This window comes from Anaerococcus sp. NML200574 (assembly GCF_026131665.1).
GTDB lineage: Bacteria > Bacillota > Clostridia > Tissierellales > Peptoniphilaceae > Anaerococcus > Anaerococcus kampingae.
Genome location: NZ_JAMXSM010000003.1, coordinates 103,432 through 128,840, shown reverse-complemented (window position 1 = coordinate 128,840; position 25,409 = coordinate 103,432). Strand labels below are relative to the sequence as shown.

Here is a 25,409-nt window from a genome sequence, read left to right as displayed (position 1 = left end):
TCCTCCCATTAATTTAAAAATGGATTGTTATCTAGTTCAAAGCCCAAAAGGCTTTCTTCGTTATGTCCAGGATAAATTATATAATCCCTATCAAAGCTTGCAAGTTTATTTTTGATAGAATCTATTATTTCTACCATTGAACCGCCAGGAAAATCTGTCCTTCCTATTGACAACCTAAAAAGTGTATCGCCTGTAAATATTGCCTTATCTATTACAAAACACATTGAGTCAATCGTATGGCCCGGAGTTTTAACTGCTCTAATATTATATTTAATAAATACATCATTATCTTTTAGATAAATATCAATTGGAACTTCTAGATTCCCTAAATGATGTCCTAGGTTATAATTTTTATCTTCAGCTATATCTTTTGCATCTTCGCTAGCATACACTGGAACACCATACTTATCTTTATAATACTTAAGTCCTGTTACGTGGTCAAAGTGAGTATGGGTTTGAAGGATAAATTCAATCTTAATATTATTATCCTCGATATACTTATCTACGGCAGGAGATGGATAAGCACAATCTACTAGAAAGCCCTTACCATCTACTGAAACCACATACATATTTGTCATAACTGGCCCTAGGGTAAATCTTTTAACTTTCATCAAAAAATCCTCTCACTATCTAATATTATGGTTACTGGACCATCATTTATAAGAGATACTTGCATATGGGCTTGAAATTTGCCAGTTTCTACCTTAAATCCCTCTCCAATTAAATTATCCCTTAATTTTAAATAATAATCATTTGCTTTTTCTAAATTTGCTGATTGGGTAAAGGATGGCCTATTGCCTTTTCTTACATCTCCATATAAAGTAAATTGGCTAACTAATAAAATTTCTCCTCCCTTATCCTTGAGACTTAGGTTAAGCTTACATTCTTCATCTTCAAATATTCTTAAATTGCTTATTTTTCTTTGTATATAGGCAAGGTCTTCATCTGTATCTGTTTCTTTAACAGCTAATAAAATTAAGTAACCATCGTTTATCTCAGATATCTTTTCCTCATCCACTACAACACTAGCTTGTGTAACTTTTTGTATAATTGCTCTCATTAATTTTTCACCCTAAATACATCCGATACTGTTTTTATCGTCTTTAATTTTTTTATTACATCTTCTAATTCTTGCGTGCTTTTAACCTCAATTATAAGATCCATTATTCCTTCATCAGAATCTGTTCTCGCATTTATGCTTAGAATATTGACATCAAATGTCGAAATTATCTTTGATACCTCAAATAAAGTTGATGGACTATTTAGAGAAATTATTTGAATCTTAACAGGGAATTTGTCAGTGGTTAGATTTTGCCAATAAACATCTATGAGTCTTTCTGGTGACTTAGAATTTATTATATTTGGGCAAGTCTTTACGTGGACTGATATACCATTACCCTTGGTTATAAAGCCGACTAATGGGTCCCCTGGAACTGGTGTACAACATTTTGCAAATTTAACCTCAACATCTTCCGTTAAATCAGAAACTCTAATCTCGTTTGTAACCTGAGTTTTAATCTCCCTATTGTTAATTTCAAAAGACTTATCTATTTTTTCTTGGTTTTCAAGCTCTTTTTCTCTTCTAATAAGTTTTTGGCTTATTTGCTCTGGTGTTGTCCTTCCATAGCCTACAGATGCATACATTTCATCCTCTGATGGGAACCCTAAGTCTGTAGATATCTCGTCTAGCCATTCTGGCTTTAAGAGGCTTTTGTAATGTTGCTTATATTTTTTAAGCTCCTTTATTACAGAACTTTTTCCTATTTCAATATTTTCTTCTTTATCATACCTTTTAAAGTATTGTTTTATTTTTGATTTGGCTTGGTTTGATTGTACAATATTAAGCCAATCCCTGCTTGGCCCTTGAGAATTTTTGCTTGTGATTATTTCAACAAGGTCTCCTGTTTTTAGCTTATGGGTTAGGGGCACCATCCTGCCATTGACTTTGGCCCCTACGCAAGAATTACCAACTTCGGTATGGATTTTATAGGCAAAATCTATTGTACAAGACTCTATTGGCAATGAATAAACTTCACCTGCAGGAGAATAAACATAAATTTCTCTTGAGAAGAAGTCGTTTTTCAAAGTTTCCATAAATTCTTGGTTATTTTGCTCTCTGCCACCTTCTTTTTGCCATTCTACAATTTGCCTTAAAAAGCTCATTGCATCATCAAAGTCTGATTTGGTATTTTTATTTTCCTTATATCTCCAATGAGCAGCTACACCGAATTCGCATTCTCTATGCATCTGCCTTGTTCTGATTTGTACCTCAAAAGGTCTTGAATCATCGCCAAATACAGTTGTGTGTAAGGACCTATATCCATTTGGTTTCGGTTGACCTATATAATCCTTAATCCTATTAGGTATAGGTCTCCAGATTGAGTGAACCTTTCCCAAAACAGCGTAACATTCAGCAATTGTATCCACTAGTACCCTAATAGCTGTCAAATCGTAAATTTCCTCAAAGGCAATTTTATTTCTTTCCATCTTCTTGTTGATAGAATATAGAGACTTTGGCCTGCCTGAAATTTCAAAGTTTATTTTTGTATTAGCAAGTGATTTTGTCAAAGTATCAATTATTTCATTGATATATGCTTCTCTTTCTCGTCTTTTTACACTTACCATCTCAGCAAGTTCATAATACTTATCAGGCTCTTGGTATCTAAAACACAAATCTTCTAATTCCCATTTTAATGAATAAATTCCAAGTCTGTGGGCTAGAGGTACGTAAATTTCGATAGTTTCATTAGCTATTTGGATCTGTTTTTCTCTTGTCATATACTCAAGAGTTCTCATATTATGAAGCCTATCTGCTAGCTTTATTAGAACAACCCTAACATCGCTAGCCATAGCCATTACCATTTTTCTAATATTTTCAGCTTGTTTTTCCTCACGAGAGTTGTAATTTAAGTTTTTTAGCTTAGTTACACCATCAACTAAGAAGGTTATTTCCTCGCCAAAGATTTCTTTCATTTCATCTCTTGTTACAGGAGTGTCTTCTAAAACATCATGCATCAAACCTGCACATATAGTTTGATCATCTAATTTCATATTAGATAAATTCTCGGCAACAGCTATTGGGTGGATAAAATAGTCTTCTCCAGAATTTCTCTTCTGTCCATCATGATTTTTCACACCAAAATCATAGGCTTTTTTAATAAGATCAATGTCAGCCTTTGGATTATTATTTAGTATAATTTCTTTAAATTTTATAAATTCTTTGTTAAAATCTGTTGCCATAAAATCACCTGATATCTATTAATTTAAGTTGTAGGGATCTTTGACCCCTAAATTCGTTTATATCTGGATAATAAACTATATCTATTTTTTGTCCAACTATTTGGCCATTAAACTTATCTTTTAAATACTGAAATTCTTTCTCAGCTCCAAATTTTATAGCATTATAGTAGGAGCCATTTTGAAACAGTGATAGCCTCATAGTATTTTTATCCTTGCCTATCATTGAAAGGCTTGCAATCGAAACATCCTTATTTGCAAATAAAGGCTTTTCATTTTCTTTACCAAAAGGCTTTAATTTTAAAAGGCTTTCGGCAAATTCTAATGATAGGTTAGAGATATTTATTTGACTATCTACATTGATTGATTTTTCTTTTTCCTTAGCGGTAAGCTTTGAATTTTTGTTTAAAAATTTTCTAAATTCATCAATATTAGTAATTTCTATTGAAAGTCCACAGGCCATAGGGTGACCTCCAAATGAAGCTAATTTGTCTTTAAAGGGTAAAATTTCTTCATAAATATTATAAGCTTCTATTGATCTACCCGAACCTTTTGCTATATTTTCATCTTTAGATTTGGTTAAAACTATTGTAGGTCTGTAGTATTTTTCCTTTATCCTACCAGCTACTATCCCACAGATTGATTCATTGAAATTTTCATCATAGACTACTATTACATCATCCTTGTCATAGGAATTTTCTTCTATTATTTCACACGCTCTCTTATAAGCAGATTCAGTCAGCGACTTTCTTTCGTTGTTAAGCTTGACTAATTCACGAGCTTTATCATAAATATCATCTATATCCTCTTCTATCAAAAGGTCGATGGCCATTTTGGCTGATTTAAGCCTGCCTGTAGTATTCATTAGAGGACCTAAAATAAAGCCTAGAGTGTATTCATCTACTTCTTTTTCCCAACCTGCTTCATCTAAGAGGGCTTTAATACCAATTTTCTCTGTTTGATTTAGCCTTTTGAGTCCTTCAATTACAAATATCCTATTTTCATCAGTTAGGGAGACGACATCACAAACTGTTCCCATGGCTACATATTCAAGCAAAGAATACAAATAGTACATATCTCCATCTAGCTTTTGGTAAAGACCTTGCATAAGTTTAAAGCTAACTCCTGCCCCACATAAATCATCAAAAGGATAATTAGAATCTAATCTTTTAGGATTTATGACTGCATTGGCCTTTGGAAGAACTTGTTCTACCCATTCATCATTTTCTTTTTTTTCAATTTGATGGTGGTCTGTCACTATGACATTTATATTATTAGCCCTTAAATTATCTATTTGTTCAAAACCTGTTATACCATTATCACAAGTTATTACCAAAGATACCCCATCATCTGTAGCCTTATCACTCATCTTTGAAGATATGCCGTAGCCTTCATCTACCCTGTGAGGAATATCATAAGATATATTATCGTAATAAAACAACATTCCATCCATCAAGGTCATAACAGATGCTATACCATCTTGGTCATAATCTCCAAAAATTCTTATTTCTCCACCTTCTTGCATTGTCTTTATAATCAAATCGACTGCCTTGTCCATATCATTTAGTAGAAAAGGGTCGTGTAATTTGTCAAGACTTGGCCTTATAAACATATCTACTATTTTAGGGTCGATTATATCCCTATTTCCTAATATTAATGCCTGCAATTTTGTAATATCTTCTATTTTTAAATTATTAATATAATTTTGTTTTTTATTGTATATAAACCAGTTTGCCATAAAATCCTTTCATAGAAATTATACTCTTTAATTGCTTTATATAAAGAAAAGGGCCCCTGGCCCTTAATCTAAAATGTCTTCGATATATGATTTTTCTATGGTGATATAGGATGTTTTTGCTCCTTCACCAGTAATTATTGTAATAACATTTTTATCAATATTTGTAACGTAACCTATTATTCCAGATTTAGTGATAATTTTATTAGATTCTTTCAAATTATTTTCTATATACCTATTTTTTTCTCTTTCTTTCCTGTATTCTTTTATATTTGTATAATAAAATCCTGAAGCTAAGAGAATTAAGATTATATATTCTAATTTCATTAGTAACCATATTTACTATAAAATTCTTTTTTATAGTCTAAGAAAGAATCATTCATTATAGCTTCCCTTATATTTTCGCACATTTTTAGTAAAAAATATAGGTTATGGTAGGATAGAAGTCTTGCCCCTAAGATTTCATTGGCATTTATAAGGTGTCTTATATAAGCCCTTGAATGATTTGAGCAAGTGTAACAATCACAATCAGGATCTAATTTTGAAAAATCTTCCTTATAGGTTGCATTTTTCACAACTAGTCTGCCTCTAGATGTGATTGCTGTACCATTTCTTGCTATTCTTGTTGGAAGAACACAGTCTGCCATATCAATGCCAGCTTGGAATGATTCAAATAAATAATCAGGTGTACCTACTCCCATATTATATCTTGGTTTGTCTTCTGGTAATAAAGGAGTTGTAAAATTTAAGATATCAATCATCTCTTCTTTTGTTTCACCAACAGATAGGCCGCCTATAGAATATCCGTCAAAATCCATTGCTGTTGTTTCTCTTGCAGATATTTCTCTTAAGTCCTTAAACATTCCACCTTGTACTATACCAAATAGTGATTGGTCAGGATGAGAATGTTCTTTATGATAATCAAGCCCTCGTTTTGCCCATCTTAGAGTTCTCTCCATTGAATTTTTCACATAATCGTAATCAGCCCTCGCATCTACACATTCATCAAAGCTCATCATGATATCAGAATGTATAGTATTTTGAATTTCTATTGCTTTTTCAGGTGTAAAGAAGTGTTTTGATCCATCTATATGAGACCTAAACATAACTCCTTCTTCACTAATTTTTCTATTATCAGCTAGAGAAAAAACTTGAAATCCACCAGAATCAGTAAGGATTGGCCTATCCCAATTCATAAATTTATGAAGGCCACCTGCTTTTTCCATTATATCCATACCTGGCTTTAAGTATAAATGATAGGTATTACCTAAGATGATCCTTGCTTTCATTTCTTTTAAGTCATCTACAGTCATTGTTTTTACGGTGCCAAGAGTTCCTACTGGCATAAAGATAGGAGTAGGAATATCTCCATGGGCTGTATGAATCACACCAACCCTTGCATTTGTGTATTTATCTTTTTTAATTAATTCGTATTTTAAAGGCATCTTTCCCCCTATTTTATGAACATACAATCGCCGAATGAGAAGAATCTATATTCTTTTTTAACTGCTTCATTGTAGGCGTTTAGTATAATTTCTCTGCTTGTGAAGGCTGCTATTAACATAATGAGAGTTGATTTAGGTAGGTGAAAATTTGTTATAATCGCATCTACTACCTTAAATTCAAAACCTGGATATATAAAGATATCTGTCCAACCAGAGTCCTCACAAACTTTATTATTCTTCTGATAAACTGATTCTAGAGTCCTAATAGATGTTGTTCCTACCGCTATAACTCTGTTTCCTTTATCCTTTGCATCATTTATGATATCCGCAGTATCTTGTGAGATTGTGTAAAATTCTGAGTGCATCTTATGATTTGTTGGGTCATCTTCGCTTACAGGTCTAAAAGTTCCTAAGCCTACATTTAGGGTAAGATAAGCTAATTTTATGCCCTTTTCTTCTATTCTTTTAAGAAGATCTTTAGTAAAATGTAAACCGGCTGTTGGTGCTGCTACAGAACCAGGGTTTTTAGCGTAAACTGTCTGATAATCTTCATTATCTTTTAGTTTTTCCTTTATATAAGGAGGAAGTGGCATATTGCCAAGTCTATCTAGGATTTCATTAAATATTCCTTCGAAATAAAATTCTACAATCCTATTTCCATCGTCCTTTATATCTATCACCTTGCATGATAATTCGTCGGAAAATACTACCTCTGTTCCTATTTTCATCTTCTTGCCTGGTCTAACCAAGACTTCCCACTTAGCACCTTCTGTGTTGTTTAGTAAAAATACCTCAATTTTCTCAGACTTTCCTGGTCTTGATCCAAATAATCTAGCTGGTATTACCCTTGTATCATTCATTACAAGGACATCACCTTCCTTGAGATAATCGATAATGTCATAAAAATATTTATCGCAAGTCTTTCCGCTTTTTCTATCTAAAACCATCATCCTAGCTTCATCTCTTTTAGCTGAAGGATGTTGGGCTATTAATTCTTCTGGTAAGTAATAATCAAATTCGCTTGTTTTCATTTAATCCTCATATTTTAAGCCATAGTGCTCGTAGGCTTTTCTTGTTAAAACTCTTCCTCTAGGTGTTCGTGAAATAAAACCTATTTGTAATAAATAAGGCTCATAAACATCTTCTATCGTTACATTTTCTATACCAGTTGATGCTGCTATTGTATCCACGCCAACTGGTCCACCCCCAAAATTATCATACATGGTGTAGATAATTTTCTTGTCCATATTATCAAGGCCCATCGGATCTATTTCAAGTAACTCAAGACCCTTTTTACTTGTTTCGTAGTCGATCTTTTCATCTGCCTTTACTATCGCATAATCTCTTACTCTTTTTAAGAGCCTATTTGCAATCCTAGGAGTTCCTCTAGATCTTTTAGCTATCTCTACAGCTCCCTCATCATCTATCGGTATATCGAGTATATTTGCTGATCTTTTTACAATAGTTGTTAAATCTTTACTATCGTATAAGTTTAAAGCAAGTAAAACACCAAACCTATCACGGAGAGGGGCTGATAGCATACCTGCTCTAGTTGTAGCTCCTATTAGGGTGAATTTCTCTAAATCTATCCTTATAGATTGGGCGTTAGGACCCTTACCTACTATTATATCTAAAACAAAGTCTTCCATAGCAGAATAAAGTATCTCTTCAACAGAGCGATTAATCCTGTGAATCTCATCTATAAATAGTACATCACCTTGTTGGAGATTTGTAAGTATACTTGCTAGATCTGATGGCCTCTCAATAGCCGGACCACTTGTCACTCTAAGATTTACACCAAGTTCATTGGCAATAATTGTCGACAGAGTAGTTTTACCAAGTCCTGGAGGTCCTTGTAAAAGTACGTGGTCAAGAGGCTCTTTTCTTGATAAAGAAGATTTTATAAAAATATCTAACTTTTCTTTTATCTTATCTTGCCCGATATAATCACTTAGCCATTTAGGCCTTATAGAATTTTCAAGGCCTATATCTTCAATCTGCTCGTTACTTCCTACAATCCTTTGATTTTCATCATACATACAAAATCACCTATATTAGCCTTTTTAAACTCTCTTTTATCAATGCTTCAAGACTTAAGTTCTCATCTTTTAATTCTCTTAAAACTCTTGCAATTTCATTATCGAGATAGCCTAAGTTCTTAAGAGCTTGTCTTGCTACTTCATAATCATTAGTAAAATTATCTTCAGTTTTGCTATCAGGTATTTCTGGAATTGCCATTTTCTTAACCTTATCAACTAACTCTAAGATAATTCTTGATGCAGTCTTTTTGCCAATTCCCTTAGCTTTTGTTAACTTGTCAATGTCATTATTTACTATCGCAAGTTTTATTTCATCTGAAGATATCGATGAAAGCATTCCAATAGCAATCTTTGGCCCAATACTTGATACAGATATCAAGAGTAAGAACATCTCTAATTCTTCCTCAGATTCAAAGCCAAAAAGAGATATATCATCTTCTCTTACTTGCATTGAAGTATATATTTTATACTCATTATTTATTTTAATATTAGCAAGAGTTGTAAGTGATGAATTTATAAAATAACCTATGTTATTTGCTTCTAAAATAAAGCCTTCTTCACTAATAGCTCTTACATCACCTTTTATATAAGAAATCATTATTTCATCCTAAACTGTTCTTTAAATCTTTGACTAAGTACATGACAGAGAGCTACTGATAAAGCATCAGCAGCATCATCTGGTTTGGGTATAGACCTTAGATTTAGTAAGCTTGTTATTGTCATTTGCATCTGCTTTTTGCTTGCCCTACCATAACCAGTAATCGCCTGCTTTATTTGGAGAGGAGTATATTCGTAGATATCAATATTGTTTTGCTGAGCGCAGAGTACTTGAATTCCCCTTGCATGTCCTACTGTTATAGCAGTCTTAACATTTTGATTAAAAAACAATTCCTCAATTGCAAACTCATCAGGTTTATATTCTTTTATAATATTATCTAAATTATCATAGAGAATCTCTAATCTTTTTGGAGTCTCTGTCTTTGACGAAGTAGTAATTACTCCGTTTTCTAATACTTTAACTTTATTTCCATTAAATTCAATCACACCATAGCCCATAATGGCTATACCTGGATCTATTCCTAAAACTATCATAAACAAAATAAAAAGGGCTAATTAAGCCCTATTGATACCTTTCAAATACTTCTCTTATCAAACCCCTATAATAATACTCAGCATAAATATCAACTATGGACCTAGAAAGGTAGCTGATAGTTTTTTCATATATCTTTTGGGTTTGTTTTATTGTAATGTCTTCTGTGAAAATACTTTCTCTATTAAAAGTGAGCTGTTTATTTGTAGATAAATCGATGCCATATATCTTATTCTTTAAAACTATATCAGAAAAATTATAAACATCTTCTTTTAGTTTAGCTAGCAATAATTTATCATCCAATATAGAAGATTTCAAATTATCTCCTATTTCAAGCATTCTTTTATCTTCTCTATTATAAAAATAATTCCTGCCTTCTACCAGATATTCAACCCCTAGTGTTTCTATCATTAGTAGCTCTAATTTATCTACATCTTTTTTGGAATTAAACGCCCTATATTGAGCCTTAATTGATATTAAATATTCATACCTATCTATATCTTTACCAATATTTCTACTTAAGCTGTTGATTATCTCATCAATATCTACTAAATTCCAAAAATATTTCTTAAGATTCTTAAAGCAATAATCTTTTGCATAATAAGAATGCTTAGAAAAACTAGCTAGACATCTGTCATACAATAAAGACATAAGTGTATTAAGTGAGTATACATCTTTATCAACAAGATAATTATATTCAAGTTTTTCAATTATTGGAAAAGATTTACTTAATTCTGCCTTCATTGTCTTACCTCAGTTACTATTTTACCACAAATTAAAAGTCTTTTATTTAGATATATTTTTCTCGAAAATAAAAAAAGCTAAAAATATAGTAAAAATATACATAACTAACTAATTATTGTATATATGTCTTGTTGTTTTAGCTTTTTAAAAATATCATATTAAAAAAAATTCAAAGGATTTTTTTTAAAATTTTGTAAAGTCAACTTTTAAATCATTTAATTTAAAAGAATAATTTACATCTTTTCTTTCGATATTAATAACTGACTTTTTTCTTAAATCTTCATCTTCATATAATTTTTCTATCAATTCATATGATGGATTTATAGCATGTGGATTTCCTACCATTTGAAACATGGTGATATCTCCATTTGTATCACCATAGGCATAGGAATTATTAAGATCTATGTCATATTTATCCTTAAGAATTGTTACCGCTGATAACTTACTCTTGCCATCCCACATAGGTAATACTTTACCAGTAAATTTATTATTTTCATCAAATTCATAAATAGTAGAAATAGACTCGGTGGCACTGTAAAGCTTAGAAAAATCACCTACTAAAAAGTCTGGTGACCCTGATATAAAGAAAATTAAAAATCCATCTTCTAAATGCTTATTTACAGCATTTTTTGTAATATTATAAACCTTATTTTTATTTTCCTCTATTACTATCTGAGAATATTTATCTATAATTTTTTTATCAAGACCTCGCATGGATTTTTGGTAGGCTAAAGCAGATTTGTCTAAATAATCTTCATAAGCACCCTGTCTGTTTTCATATTTACTGTAAAGAGGTCCAATCTCATCTGTCCAAATTTTTTTATCTAAAATTCCATCTTCAACTAACTTTAAAAAATGCTCTATTAGAAGTGAATTTCTAAAAAGTGTTCCATCTATATCAAAAAAGGCTGCTTTATTCTTAGTCATTTAAGTTTTCCTTTTCTCTTCGTCTCTTAGCTTTGAATGTTTTATTTTTTCTTGTGTTTATTTTAACATTGCCCTTATTAATACCCAAATCCCTTCTTAAGGATACAAATAAATCTATTATAAATCCGGTCACTATACCAACAATTGCCGTTGTCATTAAAAATATAGCAATCCACGATGTATTCAATCCTCTAGGTGTTGTAAAGATAATTATTGAATATATCCCTATCAAAATCGATATAACCCCTATTATAATTGAAGGCAAATATTTTAAAACCTTCTTATCATTTATAAAGTAAATAATTATAGTTATAATAACATTCATCAATACCAAAATGGGTAGGATAAATAGGCTTGAAGAAAATTCGCTTATTAAATTAATTAGACCAGACATTGTCTCTCCTTATTGTACATATATCTTCTCGATATTAATATTTTCATTATCAAGGGTCATTAGCATCATGCTTGCTTTTCCATCTCTAGGCAGGCTTACAGAACCTGGGTTTAAAAATAATATACCCGATTTATTTGCTTGTGTGTATGTGTGAGTATGACCAAAAATAACTACATCACAAGAATTATCAACAGCTTTTCTCATAAGTCCATCGAGAGAGAAATCTACTCCATATTTATGCCCATGTGTTAAAAGAATTTTAACACCATCTAAATCTAGAATTTTTGTATAAGCTTCATTTGTAAAAAAATCATTATTCCCTTTAACTACATAGTATTTTATACCAGTTTCATAAGAAATATATTTGCAATCTTCTACACCATCTCCTGCATGTAGCATAAGATCAATATCTCCACTTTCTAGTATAAAATCTGAAATTTTATTATAATTTCCATGACTATCACTAGTAATTAATATTTTCATAATTATCAACCAAGAACTTCTTAAATGCTAGCACTGCCTTTGCCCTATGACTTATTGTATTTTTAAATTCTATATCCATTTGTCCAAGAGTTTTTGAATATTCATCGACATAAAATATTTTATCATATCCAAAACCACCTGTCCCATATTCTTTATCGGCAATTCTTCCATCAAGCCTACCTTCAAAATAATAGTCTCTGCCATTTTCATCTATGAAACAAACGACTGTTAAAAAGTGAGCTTGTCTATCGGCGTTATTTTCTAGCTCGGATAAAAGCTTATCTCTATTATCCTTATCACTAGCATCATTTCCAGCATATCTATGAGAGTAAAGACCTGGCCTTCCATCTAAGTTTTTTACAAAAAGACCCGTATCATCAGAAAAAACTTTCTTTCCGGATAGCTTAAAAAGAGCGTATGCTTTTTTATAAGCATTTTCTCTAAGAGTGTTTCCATCTTCTACTACATTAAAGTCCAAGATTCCTATATCTTTTGGTAGAAGGACATTTTCATGATCTAGCAATAATTTAACTTGCTCTAATTTATTAGCATTATTGCTTGCAAATAATAGTTCCATATAATCTCCTATTAACATGATAACAAATATCATTAGTTTAAGTCAAAATTTATTTTTCTATAATTAAGTTATATTTAGTAAAAGCTTCTTCCAAATCTAGAGCATTTGAACCTAAGTATTGGTCAATGCTAATGATTGTGGCTGGCATCCTTGTTGCAATTGCATATACTGGTGATTTTTCTATTAATCCATCTTTAATCCTGTGAATTAAAATTTCATCTGGTGTTTGAATAGCAATATACCTTTGATTAGCTAATACCACATAGTCCTTAAATTGTGTATTTATATTATACACTTGATCTCTTGTAATAATAGCATTTGTAGGATTAAGTAGTGAGTCTCCAATTGCAATATCCACATTGAAAAAATTTTGAATAAAGCTATCGCCTTTGCCTGCAAATATTGATGATTGGAAAGCCCAGTATCCCTGATTTCTGATTATACCAAAGTTTGTATTATCAAATGCAAATTTTTCTGGATTAGCATTAGGGATTGCCTTTTTAAGCTCTTCTTTTACTTTCTCCCTAAATATCTGATCACTTTGTTCCTCTCCAGTAAATTCTTCAAGAGATATAAACTGCTTCGTCGATATGTTATCAGTTTCCATTAGTGCGTATTTTCTGATTGGGTTTTCGTTATTTTTATCAGTATAATCAATTGATATGAAATCTTTAGATACAAAATTTAATCGTGTATTAAAGTTTATATCTTTAAAAGTATATTTCTTTAAAACATCATCAACATTTTCGTTTTTTTCTAACTTAATAGGATAAGATTTTATCTCATCGTATAAATCAGTAAAATTATTTATATCAGAGCTTACTGTCCAATATTCATCTTGGTTTTTGATAAAAATATCCTCACACTTCATGTATTTTATTGTTTCATCTGGTTCTACTCTTATTAAATAAGTGTAATACTTATATAAGGGTTTATCACTTTCTGGATCTATCCTTTCTCTTACTCCTAGAAGCAAGGATAAATCTTCAGCTATATCTTCCCCTGTCTCAGTTGTGGTTCGTTCTTTAGAAGCCAATTTAGCGTAAGAATCGACTACTTTAGAGTCTACTTTATCTGATATTTTCTTTAATGAGATTAGATTTTCATCTTTTATCATAAATAAATTATTTTTATCAGTAATTATTAAATCTCTTGAGAATAATTGACCCTGGGATGCATTTATAACTATTACATTCCTATCTTTAAATTCTGGCCTAGTTTGTATCCCCCTATTTTTTAAATAATCTGATAATTTTACGAATTTAGAACTAAAACTAGGTGGAAAAGCATAAGAACCATTTATAGCAACTAAGTTTTTGTTGATATATAAATTATCACCCAAATTGATTTTTCCCGAACTATCATCAGATATTTCACCAGCAATTTCCACTACCTGCCAAGTTCCTTCAATAATTGGTGAATCCTGTTTTGGAGTTTGAATCAAATCTGAAAGGTCATTTTTATTGGAATTTATACATGAACTTAGCAAAATCATACTTAGACTTAATAATAAAAATTTAAATATTCTTTTCATCTTCTGCCCTCGGTAGTACAACAGTTACAACAGTACCCACTCCATATTTAGACTTAATAATTAATCTACCATCATGCGCCTTAACAATTTCTTCACAAATTGAAAGTCCTAAACCTGTTTGGGACTTTGATGAGGAGCCCTTAAAGAACTTACTAGCTACAAAGGCTATTTCATCTTCCTTGATTCCTTCACCATCATCTTTTATGCTAATTTCAATTTCATCACCATTAAGGTCGATAACTATATCAATATTTCCTGCTAAATCTGTAAATTTAATAGCATTATCAATTATATTTATAAAAACTTCTTTCATTCTATTCTTATCAGCGTATACAAATAAGACCTTGTATATACTGGTAAACGTAAATTTAATGCCTTCAGATTGTGTCCTTGGGTATAGTTGAGTGTGGACTTGTTTTACTAATTCTACTATGTCTATCTTCTCTTTGTCATACTTAAAATTACTTGAAGATAATCTTGAAAAATCTAATAAATCTTCAACCATCATTGAAAGCCTATCTCCCTCTGATTCGATAATTTTAAGTCCTTGACTTACCATGTCTGCATCTTTCTGGATAGTTTCAGATTGTAAGGTAACTGCCCAACCCTTGATAGAAGTTAAAGGTGTTCTAAGTTCGTGAGAGACTGAGGATATAAATTCATTTTTCATATCCTCTCTTTTTACTATATTTTCACTTAATAGATTTAGGGTTTGGGCTAATTCACCAATTTCATCTTTACTAGAATCATCAGCCTTTATAGAGTAATCACCCTGAGCCAAAACTTCTGAGACACCTATTAATTTCTTTAAAGGCTTAACAAAGCTATTAGCAGCTAAAAATGACAATAATAAAGCTGCTGCACTGATGAATACTCCGAATAAGAAATAAAACAATATATCCTGATTTATTTGCCTATTTACTTTATTCATGGTACTTGTTAGTCTTAGGATGCCTACTTGCTGATCTGATGCCTTTAGCGGATAAGAAACAGATAAAACTTGCTCTTTTGAGTCTACATTTACCCCTTTAAAAGTACCAGTTGACCCTTCCTTAGCCTCGATTACGTCTTCATTTTCAATAACTTTGCCAATCATTGACGATGCTATAGAATCAAATAATACTACTCCTGAATTATCAAGTATTTGTACTTGGCAGTCATTTTGTCTATAAAATAGATTTTTATCACCTATGATTACTTCCTCAAGATCGTATCTTGACATATAAGATGAATACTGCAATTGACTTATCCTAGCTTGATTTTTCATAGATGAAATCAATGAAGACTCGTAAAAATTCTTTACCGAATTATAGGCAAATATTTCAAATCCTATTACAGTTGTTAAGACAAAAAGCATGATTATCTTTATGAAAGTATATTTAATACTTTTTGATTCAATTAGATCTTTGGTTGTATCTTTAGTTGATTTTAATTTTCTTCCTATTTCCATCTATATCCAGTGCCCCAAACAGTCTCAATATATTCTGGCTTAGCAGGGTTTTCTTCTATTTTTGCTCTTATTCTTCTAATATTAACATCTACAATTTTAGTGTCATTGCTGTAATTATCCCCCCAGGTTTCTTTCATTATTTCATCCCTGGTCATTGCTTTTCCTTTATTTTTAATAAAATATTCTAAAATAGTAAATTCTGTCGGAGTAACATCTATTTCAATGTCATCTTTGTAAAAAGTTTTAGAATATATATCAAGAGTAAATGGACCATCCTTTAAACTTTTGACATCTTCGTTTCCAGTTGAAACTGGATTTAAATTTACCCTTCTCATTAAGGATTTCACTCTAAGGATTAGCTCTTGAGGATTAAAAGGTTTTATAATATAATCATCTGCTCCCTTTTCTAAGCCAAGTATTTTATCTATATCTTGACTTTTAGCTGATACCATTATTATTCCAGTCATTGGATATTTATCTCTGATTTTTTCACATACTTCAAGACCACTTATACCAGGTAACATTATATCTAGTATAGCTACAGCTGGTTGTTCTTCGTCCACTAACCTTAAGGCTTCTTCACCGCTTGAAGCTTCGATAGTTTGATAACCTTGGTAATCAAGGTTTATTTTCATAAATTGTCTAATAGGATCTTCATCATCTAGAATTAGTATCTTATTATTCATTTGTCATCCTTTCAAAGGCAATTTTTGCTGCACCAATTACACCAGCATCATTTAAAAACTTAGCTGGGAGTATTTCAATGTTGTAAGGCTTATTGCAGTAATTTTTGAAATTCTCTATCATACCATCCCACCAAATATCTTTGGAGTGGATGATTCCTCCACCAATTACTATTGCATCAGGGTCAAAAATATTTCTTAAGGAGGTTAACAGATATGCGAGATTTGATTGATAGTTTTTAAGAACTTCCATAGCTTTATCATCCGTCTCAATTCTTGAAAAAATCTCTTTACCATCTAATCTTTTTCCTGTAAGTCTGAAATAATCCTCACTTATAGCAGGTCCTGCACAATAACTTTCTGCACATCCATATTGTCCGCATGTACAGTAATTTCCACCTGGATGAAGCATAATATGGCCTAGTTCTGCCCCTTGGAAATGAGCTCCTGAGAGTAGTCCACCTTCTTTTGTATAAATAGCTCCTCCTAAACCAGTACCTAAGGTAATCATTACGACATTATCATAGGATTGACACGAACCAATCCATTTTTCTGCAATCAAGGCAATATTTGCATCGTTTTCTACAAATACCGGTATATCTACAAATTCTTCTATAGCTGATTTTAGATTAAGACCTGTCCAACCAGTTATATTTCCAGCAAATGTTACGATACCATTTTCAGAATCAATAAATCCTGGCGTGCCAATTCCTATTGCACTAGCTTGCTTATAGTCTATAGCAAAAATTGATTTTTTTATATTATTTAGAACAACTTCTCTGCCTTCAGATGCTTGGGTATCTGTAGTATACATGTCTAAAATAATCCCTTCTTCGTTAACAAGGCATGTATTTATCTTTGTTCCACCGATATCTATTCCTATTACTTTTGTCATAATTCTCCTCACATTGTCATAATTTTTTCTGATAATTTTTTTATATCTTGATATTTTTTTGAAACAACTTCTAAACCTTCTAAATATTCTAAACCTTTTATCTTAGGAAATACTATTTTATAAGCTAATAAAATTTGATTATTTATATTTAACCTCTCTTTTAAAATCTTATTTACAGATGGATTTCCATATTTACGATCTCCAATTATAGGTGTATTATTTTCTTTAAGTGAAAACCTAATTTGATGAGTTCTTCCTGTAATTAATTTACATTCAAGAAGAGAGTAAGTACCATTAGACTTTATCGGCTTAAAATATGTAAGTATTTCCTTTCCTTCTGAAGACTTTTTAACCTTATTTTTATCTTCATTTTTAGAAATTTTTGTATCAATTTTAAAATCTTTATTAACTTCACCAGCCACTATTGTTAGATAGTATTTATCTAATTTATTTTCTTTAATAGCTTTGTTTAATAATCTCAAAGCATTTGAATTCTTCGCTCCAATTACTAGACCAGCAGTATTTCTATCAAGTCTATTAACAACCGCTGGTTTAAATATTTTATCGGACATATCAAATGATTTTGTCTTGTAAAGATATGATAGCATATTATCAACAAGATTATTTCCATAATCTTTCTTAGAAGCAGAGTGAGTCAATTGTCCTGCTTCTTTATCCATAACCACTATATTATCATCCTCATAAATTATATCTAAATTAAAATCTTGAGGTATAAAATCGGTTTTACTTAGCCATTTTTTATAATTTTCATCGCTAATGTACATTAAAACCTTATCGCCTTCATATACAAAATCATTATTCTTCGCTCTTTTGCCATTTATTTTGAAATTTCTCTTTCTAATATTTTTAGATATAACCGATAAAGGAGCATTTTCAAAATATTTTCTTAAAAACCTGTCAAACCTTTGATTGCCTTGATTTTTACTAATAATAATTTCTATCATACTAATAACTCTTATTTACATAAGAATCTATTAAAGATTCCCTAATTTCTTCATCAAAGGCATTATTACGCCTAAGTTCTTCTAGTATTTTTTTACTTTTTGAATGGAGGATTAAATTCTTACAGCACTTAACTGAAATCTCAAAAATTTGACCTGTTAGTCTCTTGGATTTTAAATTAATAAAATAAGAATCTATATTTTCATAACCTACTATTTCTAGTAGAGCACATGTAGCCAGATCTTTGAGATAATAATAATTTTCTCTATCATTAATTAACTTTGAATATACTTTTTTCTTTTTAGTTGAATTTTGACATTTAAAAGCCTTGGAGTTGGCTATTTTAGCCATTATATTATAGTACTGATAATTATATACGGCTTCTTCTAGTGATACTATATTAGAAAAAGGCTTTAAACCTAATTTTACTATAAATTCATAATTCCTATCTAAAAACTCGTCTTTATCAATTTTTTCTTCTGTCAATAAACCTATTGAGTCTAATCTCCAATTTTCAAATAAATCTAATTTGTTTTTTTCTAATAACATAATAAAAAACCGTCTCAAAGAGACGGTCTAAATTAATCCTCTAATTTCAATTCAATGATTTCTGATTGGCCTGCTTGAGGAACGTCTTCTTTTTTCCAATCTAGTCCTAGATAAATATCTGATTTAGAATATTCTGAAAGACTACTTAATCTTTCAATTAGATCGTTAATGTTATCATTATTAATATCAACTATATCATATATACCATCGATATAAATTTTTCCAATATCATAGTCTCTTGCTAAAATACCTGATATAAATCCAACTAAAGAATCAACTGATCTAATCTTGTAAGATTTAGCATTAATTAGTCTTATTTTATGATCAAGTATTCTAACTTGGTTGTCTTCAGTATCAACAAATACTATATTTGAATTACCTTTTTCTTTTTCTAAGTTTGCTTCTTCAACTAGATATTTTGTCTTACCTATTCCTTGTTGTCCTACTACTAAATAAATCATAATTTTCCTCCTTGATTTTTCTATAAATTTCTTTTTGGCTTTTATCGCCCTGATTAATATTGTTATCTTGCATGTAAGTAACGATCTCATCTCTTATTAACCACCGAGACCTATCCCAGTTACAAAATATAGAGTCTTCTTTAGGTGCTCTACCAACAAGCCTTGCTATAGCACAATCAGGGCTAATATATCTTAAAAACTCAACTACGTTTTTTTGATATTCTTCTTTTGTTTTCAAATTTATTTCATTATTTTCATACATCTTAGCCAATTTCGTATTCTTGATAATAAAAAGTGAATGAATTTTTACTTCTTTAACATTTAAAGCATTTAAAATTCTGGCAGTTTCTATAGTATCATCTATATCATCCCAAGGCATTGCCAAAATCACATGAGTTGATATCCTAAATTTGTACTTATCTATCAGTTTACAGGCACTTATGAAATCTGCCAGGGACTCACCCCTATTTAATATTTTTAAAGTTCTATAATTTGCTGTTTGTAAGCCTAACTCAAATGTTATATCAATGCCTGTTTCATCGTGAAAACTTTTCAAAAATTTTAGCTTATCTTCACTTATACAATCACTTCTAGTAGCTATCGATATTCCTACGATATAATCTTTTTTGCAAGCCTTAATCATATCTTTAAACACTAAAATACTCATATAAGTATTTGAAAAGTTTTGAAAATAAGCAATAAATTTGTTTGCTTTGTACTTATTTTTTATATACTTGTAGTTTTTTTCAAGTTGCTCATCTACAGTCATGGATGAGGGTAAATTTTCAAAAGAACCTCCACTTTCGGAGCAATAGATACAACCACCAAAACCACATGCACCATCTCTATTTGGACAAGTTAAGGATAACTTAATTGGAAGCTTATATACTTTTTGTCCATAGGTATCCTTATAATAAGTACTAACTGAATAATAAGGAATGTTCGCCATTAGTTTTCTTCGTCTTCTTGGTTAATTTCCTCATTATATTCATCAATCAAATCATCAATCATTTCATCTGTCCAATAATGTGAGAATAAATGATAAACCTCATCCATTTCATCATCATCTTCAATCATTGATAAATCAATATCCTCGCTATCATATATATCAGTATAATTAAATATATAGATATCTGAAGATTCTCCTGACAATAAAGCTATATATTCTTTTTGATCTACGCTAAAAATATCTATTAAAAGACACTCATCAGTAGAATCGCCTAAATCGATTTCAATTACTGCTTTACCCTTGTTCTTATTAAAGATTACTTCATGACCATGAAGATTCAATACCTCAGTCATACATTCTCCTTACTTTTTCTCATATTAGATAACACTTTTCCAATTAAGTCTATGATTTTTTCTATATCATTAATACGACTATGAAAACATTCATCATCTTGTTTATATTTTACCCCTAATGAGACAATGTTCACATTCACTTTGTCAAATATCATGCTTGAATCTAACGAATACTGAGTCTTAACAACTTCTAATGATTGATCAAAAAGCTCATTGTAAGACTCTTTAAAACAATCTCTAAGTTCGTGATTAGAGTTTTTCCATCTTGGTATTAACAATTTTTCATTAAACTTCGATCCTGATATCTTAGTGGCTAAAATTGTTTTTTCAAGCATCTGATTCATACTTTCTTCTGTAAGTGATCTCAATACCAAAATAATATTTATTGAATGCCTCAAAGATTTAGTTGTAGCTAAGTTTGATGATGATATAGTTTGATTATCTATACTATTTACAGCAAAAGTTCCTGATGGTAATAGTTCAATTAATGAAGCTAAATGATTAAAAGATTCTGTTGTAATAGGATCGATATTTTTATCATCAATTTTTTGACACTCTATCTGCATATCTGGTTCATATCTTAAATTTTTTTCTATAACTTCATTTTTTATTATATCAAAGATATTTTCCAGCTCATTTTCATAGTCAGAATTTATAATAAAATCTATATCTGCATATGATGGGATATTATCATACCTATCTCCCGCCGATATAGAGACCATCTCAAGATCAACTTTCGCCTTCATCTTCCTAAGAATACTCATAATGAGCTTTATAGAATTAAGTCTAAGCTTATTAATGTTTTCTCCCGATCTACCGCCAATGAGCTTACTTATAGATAATCTATAACTTATAAATCCATAGCTTGGTCTAAATCTTTTTATAGGAACCTTAATTACCGATAAAATTAAAGATGAAAATTCATCTGCTAAGCAATCATCCTGTCTCAAATTAAGGTTTATAATATTATCACACCTTAAGTACCTCCTAATCAAAGAATAATCTGACGTCTTATCTTGAATATTATTCTTTGTAATTAAGACATCAAAAGATTCATCTGAATACATTAGCAAATAATTAATTAATATAGCGGAGGTAATTATATTGATATTAGACTTGCTAACTATTGATTCCTCATCATCGACATCAAAAATATCAAAATATACCTTTGATAAACTATCTATATTTAGATGCAATAATACGAGAGGATTATTCCCTTTTTTTATATAATAAGAATCCTCAATTTTTTCAATAGAGCAAAATTTTTCAGTAGCCGTTTTTATTATTGCATCTACGACGTTTGGAAGTTCTTCTTTGTTTTTAATCTCAACCTTTAATTGATCTATATAATTTTTTAAATTAGAATTTCCACTTTCGTTTCCCATAAGAACTTCCTAGTAATATTTTTTTACCTCAACTTTTTTCGCAAGGTCTGCTATTTTCTCGAGGTATTTTTCTTGTCTTTTCATCATAGTATATGTTTGATAAACTTGGTCTTTTAATTCATCAAAAGATTTTTCTTTTTCATTTTCTAAATCTTCAAGTTTTATAATATGATATCCAAATTGAGATTTAACTGGCTTAGAAATCTCACCTACTTCTAATGAATCAAGACCATCTTGAAATTCCTTAACCATAACTCCCTCAGGAAATTTTCCTAATGAGCCACCACTAGCTGCTGAAGGATCTTTTGAATACTTTTTAGCAGCTTCTTTAAAATCAAGACCTTCTACGATTTCACTATAGATGTCGTTGGCCTTATCCTCAGAATCAATCAAAATATGACTTGCTTGGTATAGCTTTTTGGGAGAAAATAATTTTTTATTATCTTCATAGTATTTTTTGACTTCTTCTTCATCTACACTAATATCACTAAAAATTTTGTGCATAGCATAGTTTTTTAACATATTATCTTTTACTAAGTTCAATTCTTTTTTAAATTCTTCATCTTCTTCAAATTTGTTTTCATAAGCATCGACTAATAGTATTTCCTGATTAACCATTTCGTCAGTTAAAATTTTGATGCCTTCTTCATTTTGAAATCTTTGATTTTGTTCGATATTAGCCATGAAGTTATAAACGTCTTGCTCATATATCTTTTTGCCATTAACTTCAGCTAACAATTTGTTATTATTATCCATATTTACCTTTCGTTTAGTTCAATCCTATCCTTGTATATTATTATATCTTTGTTTTTATAAAGCCTACCTATAGCTCTTTTAAATGAAGACTTGCTCATAGCAAAATATGAGTAAATCTTTTCGGGTGATGACTTATCTGAAAGTGAGACATATTTATTTTCATACAGATAGTCTAATATCTTATCGCTATCATTGTCAATTTCTAGATAGGCGCGTTTTCTTAAGGATAATTCAATTTTGCCATCACTTTTTACTTCTTTTACCCTAGCTTTAACAAGCTCACCTTCTATATAGACCCCTGATAATTCTTTAATCCTTATGAGACTATCATATTTTTCATCTATAGCTACAAAAGCACCTATTGATTTATTTATTGAGTAAATTCTTCCTGTCACTGTGTCATTTTCTTTAAAATTGTGGTCGGTTGATAATAAGTCTCTTATTTTGCTTGTCAGAAAAACATAGCCATCTTTTTCCTTAAAAGCTACTGGATAAGTCATATCCTTAATTATTTTATATGTTCTTTCCTCAAATGGTAAGAATATGTGGCCTCCTTTTATTTCGAAGTAGACCCCTTTTTTATCAATTTCTACTGCTTTTAAAGAATATATATGATCAATTTTGTAGGCTAAACCTCTTGTTGCTCTGAGTACATTATTTAAATCGTAATAAAGAAAAGCTTCTACTGAATCGTTTTGTTTTAACCCCTTCACTTGTTCTTTATCAATAACGGCATCTCCCTTTCTGGTCTGAAGATATGCTTTATTTTTTGTAAATCTTTTTATTTTAAATTGTTTTATATTATTCTCCTATGTTAGTGAATCAAATGTAAAGCCCTCACCTAGTACTTCAGAAACTGAATAAGTAAATATAAAGGCCCTATCATCAATAGTTAATATATCGTCTTTAATTGAAGGGAATCGTCTGACATTAGTAACAGTCATTATAACTTCCTGATTTCTATGAGAAAATCCACCTTCTCCCTTTAATATGGTTACTCCTCTTTCATGTTTGTTAATTAAACAATTATTAATTTCATCATATTTTTCAGAAATTACGACAATTGCAATTTTTCTTCCGAATCCTTGTATAAAATAATCAAGGCCAACAGATTGAATCATTATTGCCAAAGTTGCATATAGTGCCCTCTCTGTGCCAAATATCACTGCTGAAAGTGACACAACTACAAAATCCGACATAAATAAACATGCATGTAAGGCCAACCCGAATTTTCTATTTAGGATTGCTGCTATTAAATCTGTTCCACCAGAAGATGCTTCGTGATGAAAAACTATACCCAATCCTAAAGATACTATTATTGATCCAAATATGATATTAATAATTATGTCATCACTCAAAGAAATATCCGGCATAAACATTTCAAAAATTATTATGAATCCTGAAACAGATAGCGATGAAATCAGTGATCTTTTAGCAAAGTCAAAACTAATAAATATTACTCCTGCTATCAAAACTATGACATTCAAAATTAAGTTGACTAGACCAAGGTTAAGAACTGGAAAAGCAGTTGATATGACAAGAGCAAACCCAGATAAACCACCTGCAGCTATATCATTACTTAATAAAAAGAAATAAAGACCACTAGCAATCAAAAATGATCCCAATAAAATTAATAAGTATTTTTTCATTTCTAACTCCATTTATTATACTAAAATCGTATCACAAATTGAAGAATTATTCAATTAATAATAAGAAAAAGCGCTACTGCAAGATAAATAAATAGACTAAAAGCATTTTTCATTTTACTTTGCTAAACTTTAATCGTTTATAGCAAGCTTTTTTAGAAATTTCTGCTATAGATATTATTTATTTCTTTTTTGCAATAGCACCTATCTTATACAGCCCAATTTGGGACTATATTATTAAAATTATCATACATAGCGAATATTGCTTCTATCTCTTTATCTTTTAATTTTGATTCTTTATTATTTCTAATGTTTATTAAATCTTCTAAAAGAGCAGTCGCTTGATATAGACTTAGTAGCCTAAAAAATTTTCTTGGTGGTTTATTAGAATCGTGATATGAATATAAGGTAGCTTTTGCAAATTCAGGATGACTAATTGCAATTTTATTTATTTCAATAAAATCTACTATTCCATCCCCGTATTCTAGAGATTTGATTGCTCTTAAATCTAAATTATCTTTATTGTATACTCTAATATTTTTATCACTAATATCTTTGTAAAGCAAATTAACGGCTGTATTTTCAGTAAGATGCCTATTCGCACTTATAAAATCTGTTAGAATATAATCATCATCTTTTATCTCTCCAAGACCATGCTTATAAAATATTTGGTTAGATTTTATTAGAAACTTCTTCTTCCAATCTATCTTTTGATCAGGTTTTAAAGAGTGTAGCCTTTTTAAGGCCTTTCCAAATTTTTCTCCAAGTTCTTCTTTAAACTCTTTATTTGCATTCTGAAGAACATCCCTAAGGGCTACCTCATCCCTAAATTCATATATTTTATACGATCTTTCAATATCAGGCATAATCCCTTTTTCATAGATATCAAGAGGATTTAAACCAGCACTTTCTAAAATTTCATTGACAAAGGTTTCGTTATTTATATCGTCATACTCAGCTAAATCATATAGAGAAAATACATATGCTTTTTCATCTATAATAATTTTATATTTACTAGATCCTATTTGTTCTATATAATCAACTTTGTTTATATCTTTAAAAATATTAGTGTGCCCTAATATCTTTTTTATATCATTAGGCATGAGAAATCACC

The 25,409-nt window shown here is 30.4% G+C and carries 29 protein-coding genes; all 29 read right to left on the bottom strand.

The window, feature by feature from the left end; genetic code table 11:
• Nucleotides 1-8 precede the first annotated feature (8 nt).
• On the bottom strand, nucleotides 9-611 hold the full coding sequence (locus NH286_RS02530) for an MBL fold metallo-hydrolase (protein WP_265236613.1): 603 nt from the start codon (nucleotides 609-611) through the stop codon (nucleotides 9-11).
• The gene (dtd, locus tag NH286_RS02525; protein WP_265236611.1) at nucleotides 611-1,060 is read right to left on the bottom strand and encodes a D-aminoacyl-tRNA deacylase; all 450 of its coding nucleotides are present in this window, start codon (nucleotides 1,058-1,060) and stop codon (nucleotides 611-613) included. Before dtd ends, NH286_RS02530 begins: the two co-directional genes overlap by 1 nt.
• Entirely contained in the window at nucleotides 1,060-3,240 is a 2,181-nt protein-coding gene (locus NH286_RS02520; RefSeq protein WP_265236609.1) for a RelA/SpoT family protein, read from the bottom strand. The genes dtd and NH286_RS02520 overlap by 1 nt, the downstream gene beginning before the upstream one ends.
• Nucleotides 3,241-3,244: 4 nt before the next feature.
• Nucleotides 3,245-4,975, bottom strand: a complete 1,731-nt coding sequence (recJ, locus tag NH286_RS02515) for a single-stranded-DNA-specific exonuclease RecJ (RefSeq protein WP_265236607.1) — start codon at nucleotides 4,973-4,975, stop codon at nucleotides 3,245-3,247.
• A 63-nt stretch (nucleotides 4,976-5,038) separates the two neighbouring features.
• Nucleotides 5,039-5,299 carry a preprotein translocase subunit YajC gene (yajC, locus tag NH286_RS02510; RefSeq protein ID WP_106460219.1) on the bottom strand — a complete coding sequence of 87 codons (261 nt, stop codon included), beginning with the start codon at nucleotides 5,297-5,299 and terminating at the stop codon, nucleotides 5,039-5,041.
• Nucleotides 5,299-6,417 (bottom strand): tRNA guanosine(34) transglycosylase Tgt, encoded by a 1,119-nt coding sequence (gene tgt, locus NH286_RS02505; protein ID WP_106460218.1) that lies wholly within the window; start codon nucleotides 6,415-6,417, stop codon nucleotides 5,299-5,301. Before tgt ends, yajC begins: the two co-directional genes overlap by 1 nt.
• 8 nt (nucleotides 6,418-6,425) lie before the next feature.
• Nucleotides 6,426-7,448, bottom strand: a complete 1,023-nt coding sequence (gene queA, locus NH286_RS02500) for a tRNA preQ1(34) S-adenosylmethionine ribosyltransferase-isomerase QueA (RefSeq protein WP_265236604.1) — start codon at nucleotides 7,446-7,448, stop codon at nucleotides 6,426-6,428.
• The gene (gene ruvB, locus NH286_RS02495; protein WP_265236602.1) at nucleotides 7,449-8,456 is read right to left on the bottom strand and encodes a Holliday junction branch migration DNA helicase RuvB; all 1,008 of its coding nucleotides are present in this window, start codon (nucleotides 8,454-8,456) and stop codon (nucleotides 7,449-7,451) included. It abuts the gene before it with no gap.
• A gap of 10 nt (nucleotides 8,457-8,466) precedes the next feature.
• Complete coding sequence (ruvA, locus tag NH286_RS02490) at nucleotides 8,467-9,054, bottom strand: Holliday junction branch migration protein RuvA (RefSeq protein WP_106460215.1); 588 nt, start codon at nucleotides 9,052-9,054, stop codon at nucleotides 8,467-8,469.
• Entirely contained in the window at nucleotides 9,054-9,548 is a 495-nt protein-coding gene (gene ruvC / locus NH286_RS02485; protein WP_106460214.1) for a crossover junction endodeoxyribonuclease RuvC, read from the bottom strand. The genes ruvA and ruvC overlap by 1 nt, the downstream gene beginning before the upstream one ends.
• 28 nt (nucleotides 9,549-9,576) lie before the next feature.
• Entirely contained in the window at nucleotides 9,577-10,290 is a 714-nt protein-coding gene (locus NH286_RS02480) for a hypothetical protein (protein ID WP_265236599.1), read from the bottom strand.
• A 183-nt stretch (nucleotides 10,291-10,473) separates the two neighbouring features.
• Complete coding sequence (locus tag NH286_RS02475; protein WP_106460212.1) at nucleotides 10,474-11,217, bottom strand: HAD family hydrolase; 744 nt, start codon at nucleotides 11,215-11,217, stop codon at nucleotides 10,474-10,476.
• Complete coding sequence (locus tag NH286_RS02470; protein WP_265212329.1) at nucleotides 11,210-11,611, bottom strand: hypothetical protein; 402 nt, start codon at nucleotides 11,609-11,611, stop codon at nucleotides 11,210-11,212. Before NH286_RS02470 ends, NH286_RS02475 begins: the two co-directional genes overlap by 8 nt.
• Nucleotides 11,612-11,620: 9 nt before the next feature.
• Nucleotides 11,621-12,094 (bottom strand): metallophosphoesterase, encoded by a 474-nt coding sequence (locus NH286_RS02465; protein ID WP_265236597.1) that lies wholly within the window; start codon nucleotides 12,092-12,094, stop codon nucleotides 11,621-11,623.
• Nucleotides 12,075-12,671: an RdgB/HAM1 family non-canonical purine NTP pyrophosphatase gene (gene rdgB, locus NH286_RS02460; protein WP_265236595.1), complete on the bottom strand. Its 597-nt coding sequence runs from the start codon at nucleotides 12,669-12,671 to the stop codon at nucleotides 12,075-12,077. Before rdgB ends, NH286_RS02465 begins: the two co-directional genes overlap by 20 nt.
• Before the next feature lie 49 nt (nucleotides 12,672-12,720).
• Nucleotides 12,721-14,205, bottom strand: a complete 1,485-nt coding sequence (locus tag NH286_RS02455; RefSeq protein WP_265236593.1) for a hypothetical protein — start codon at nucleotides 14,203-14,205, stop codon at nucleotides 12,721-12,723.
• The gene (locus tag NH286_RS02450; RefSeq protein WP_106460207.1) at nucleotides 14,189-15,655 is read right to left on the bottom strand and encodes a sensor histidine kinase; all 1,467 of its coding nucleotides are present in this window, start codon (nucleotides 15,653-15,655) and stop codon (nucleotides 14,189-14,191) included. The genes NH286_RS02455 and NH286_RS02450 overlap by 17 nt, the downstream gene beginning before the upstream one ends.
• Nucleotides 15,646-16,341 carry a response regulator transcription factor gene (locus tag NH286_RS02445; RefSeq protein ID WP_106460206.1) on the bottom strand — a complete coding sequence of 232 codons (696 nt, stop codon included), beginning with the start codon at nucleotides 16,339-16,341 and terminating at the stop codon, nucleotides 15,646-15,648. Before NH286_RS02445 ends, NH286_RS02450 begins: the two co-directional genes overlap by 10 nt.
• Nucleotides 16,334-17,233, bottom strand: a complete 900-nt coding sequence (locus NH286_RS02440; RefSeq protein ID WP_106460205.1) for an ROK family protein — start codon at nucleotides 17,231-17,233, stop codon at nucleotides 16,334-16,336. Before NH286_RS02440 ends, NH286_RS02445 begins: the two co-directional genes overlap by 8 nt.
• A gap of 8 nt (nucleotides 17,234-17,241) precedes the next feature.
• Entirely contained in the window at nucleotides 17,242-18,198 is a 957-nt protein-coding gene (locus tag NH286_RS02435) for an RluA family pseudouridine synthase (protein WP_265236590.1), read from the bottom strand.
• Between the two features lies 1 nt (nucleotide 18,199).
• Nucleotides 18,200-18,745, bottom strand: coding sequence for a DUF6648 family protein (locus NH286_RS02430; protein ID WP_106460203.1), 546 nt, complete (start codon nucleotides 18,743-18,745; stop codon nucleotides 18,200-18,202).
• 32 nt (nucleotides 18,746-18,777) lie between these two features.
• Nucleotides 18,778-19,206: a hypothetical protein gene (locus tag NH286_RS02425; protein WP_106460202.1), complete on the bottom strand. Its 429-nt coding sequence runs from the start codon at nucleotides 19,204-19,206 to the stop codon at nucleotides 18,778-18,780.
• Entirely contained in the window at nucleotides 19,169-20,155 is a 987-nt protein-coding gene (locus tag NH286_RS02420) for a TIGR01212 family radical SAM protein (RefSeq protein ID WP_106460201.1), read from the bottom strand. The genes NH286_RS02425 and NH286_RS02420 overlap by 38 nt, the downstream gene beginning before the upstream one ends.
• Entirely contained in the window at nucleotides 20,155-20,508 is a 354-nt protein-coding gene (locus tag NH286_RS02415) for a DUF1292 domain-containing protein (RefSeq protein WP_106460200.1), read from the bottom strand. Before NH286_RS02415 ends, NH286_RS02420 begins: the two co-directional genes overlap by 1 nt.
• Entirely contained in the window at nucleotides 20,505-21,893 is a 1,389-nt protein-coding gene (locus NH286_RS02410) for a hypothetical protein (RefSeq protein WP_265236586.1), read from the bottom strand. The genes NH286_RS02415 and NH286_RS02410 overlap by 4 nt, the downstream gene beginning before the upstream one ends.
• A gap of 9 nt (nucleotides 21,894-21,902) precedes the next feature.
• Nucleotides 21,903-22,649: a peptidylprolyl isomerase gene (locus tag NH286_RS02405; RefSeq protein ID WP_106460198.1), complete on the bottom strand. Its 747-nt coding sequence runs from the start codon at nucleotides 22,647-22,649 to the stop codon at nucleotides 21,903-21,905.
• Nucleotides 22,650-22,651: 2 nt separating this feature from the next.
• Nucleotides 22,652-23,449: a S1-like domain-containing RNA-binding protein gene (locus NH286_RS02400; RefSeq protein ID WP_106460197.1), complete on the bottom strand. Its 798-nt coding sequence runs from the start codon at nucleotides 23,447-23,449 to the stop codon at nucleotides 22,652-22,654.
• Nucleotides 23,450-23,458: 9 nt separating this feature from the next.
• Nucleotides 23,459-24,298 (bottom strand): YitT family protein, encoded by an 840-nt coding sequence (locus tag NH286_RS02395; protein ID WP_106460196.1) that lies wholly within the window; start codon nucleotides 24,296-24,298, stop codon nucleotides 23,459-23,461.
• A gap of 206 nt (nucleotides 24,299-24,504) precedes the next feature.
• Nucleotides 24,505-25,398 (bottom strand): kanamycin kinase, encoded by an 894-nt coding sequence (locus NH286_RS02390; protein ID WP_106460195.1) that lies wholly within the window; start codon nucleotides 25,396-25,398, stop codon nucleotides 24,505-24,507.
• Between the last annotated feature and the right edge of the window lie 11 nt (nucleotides 25,399-25,409).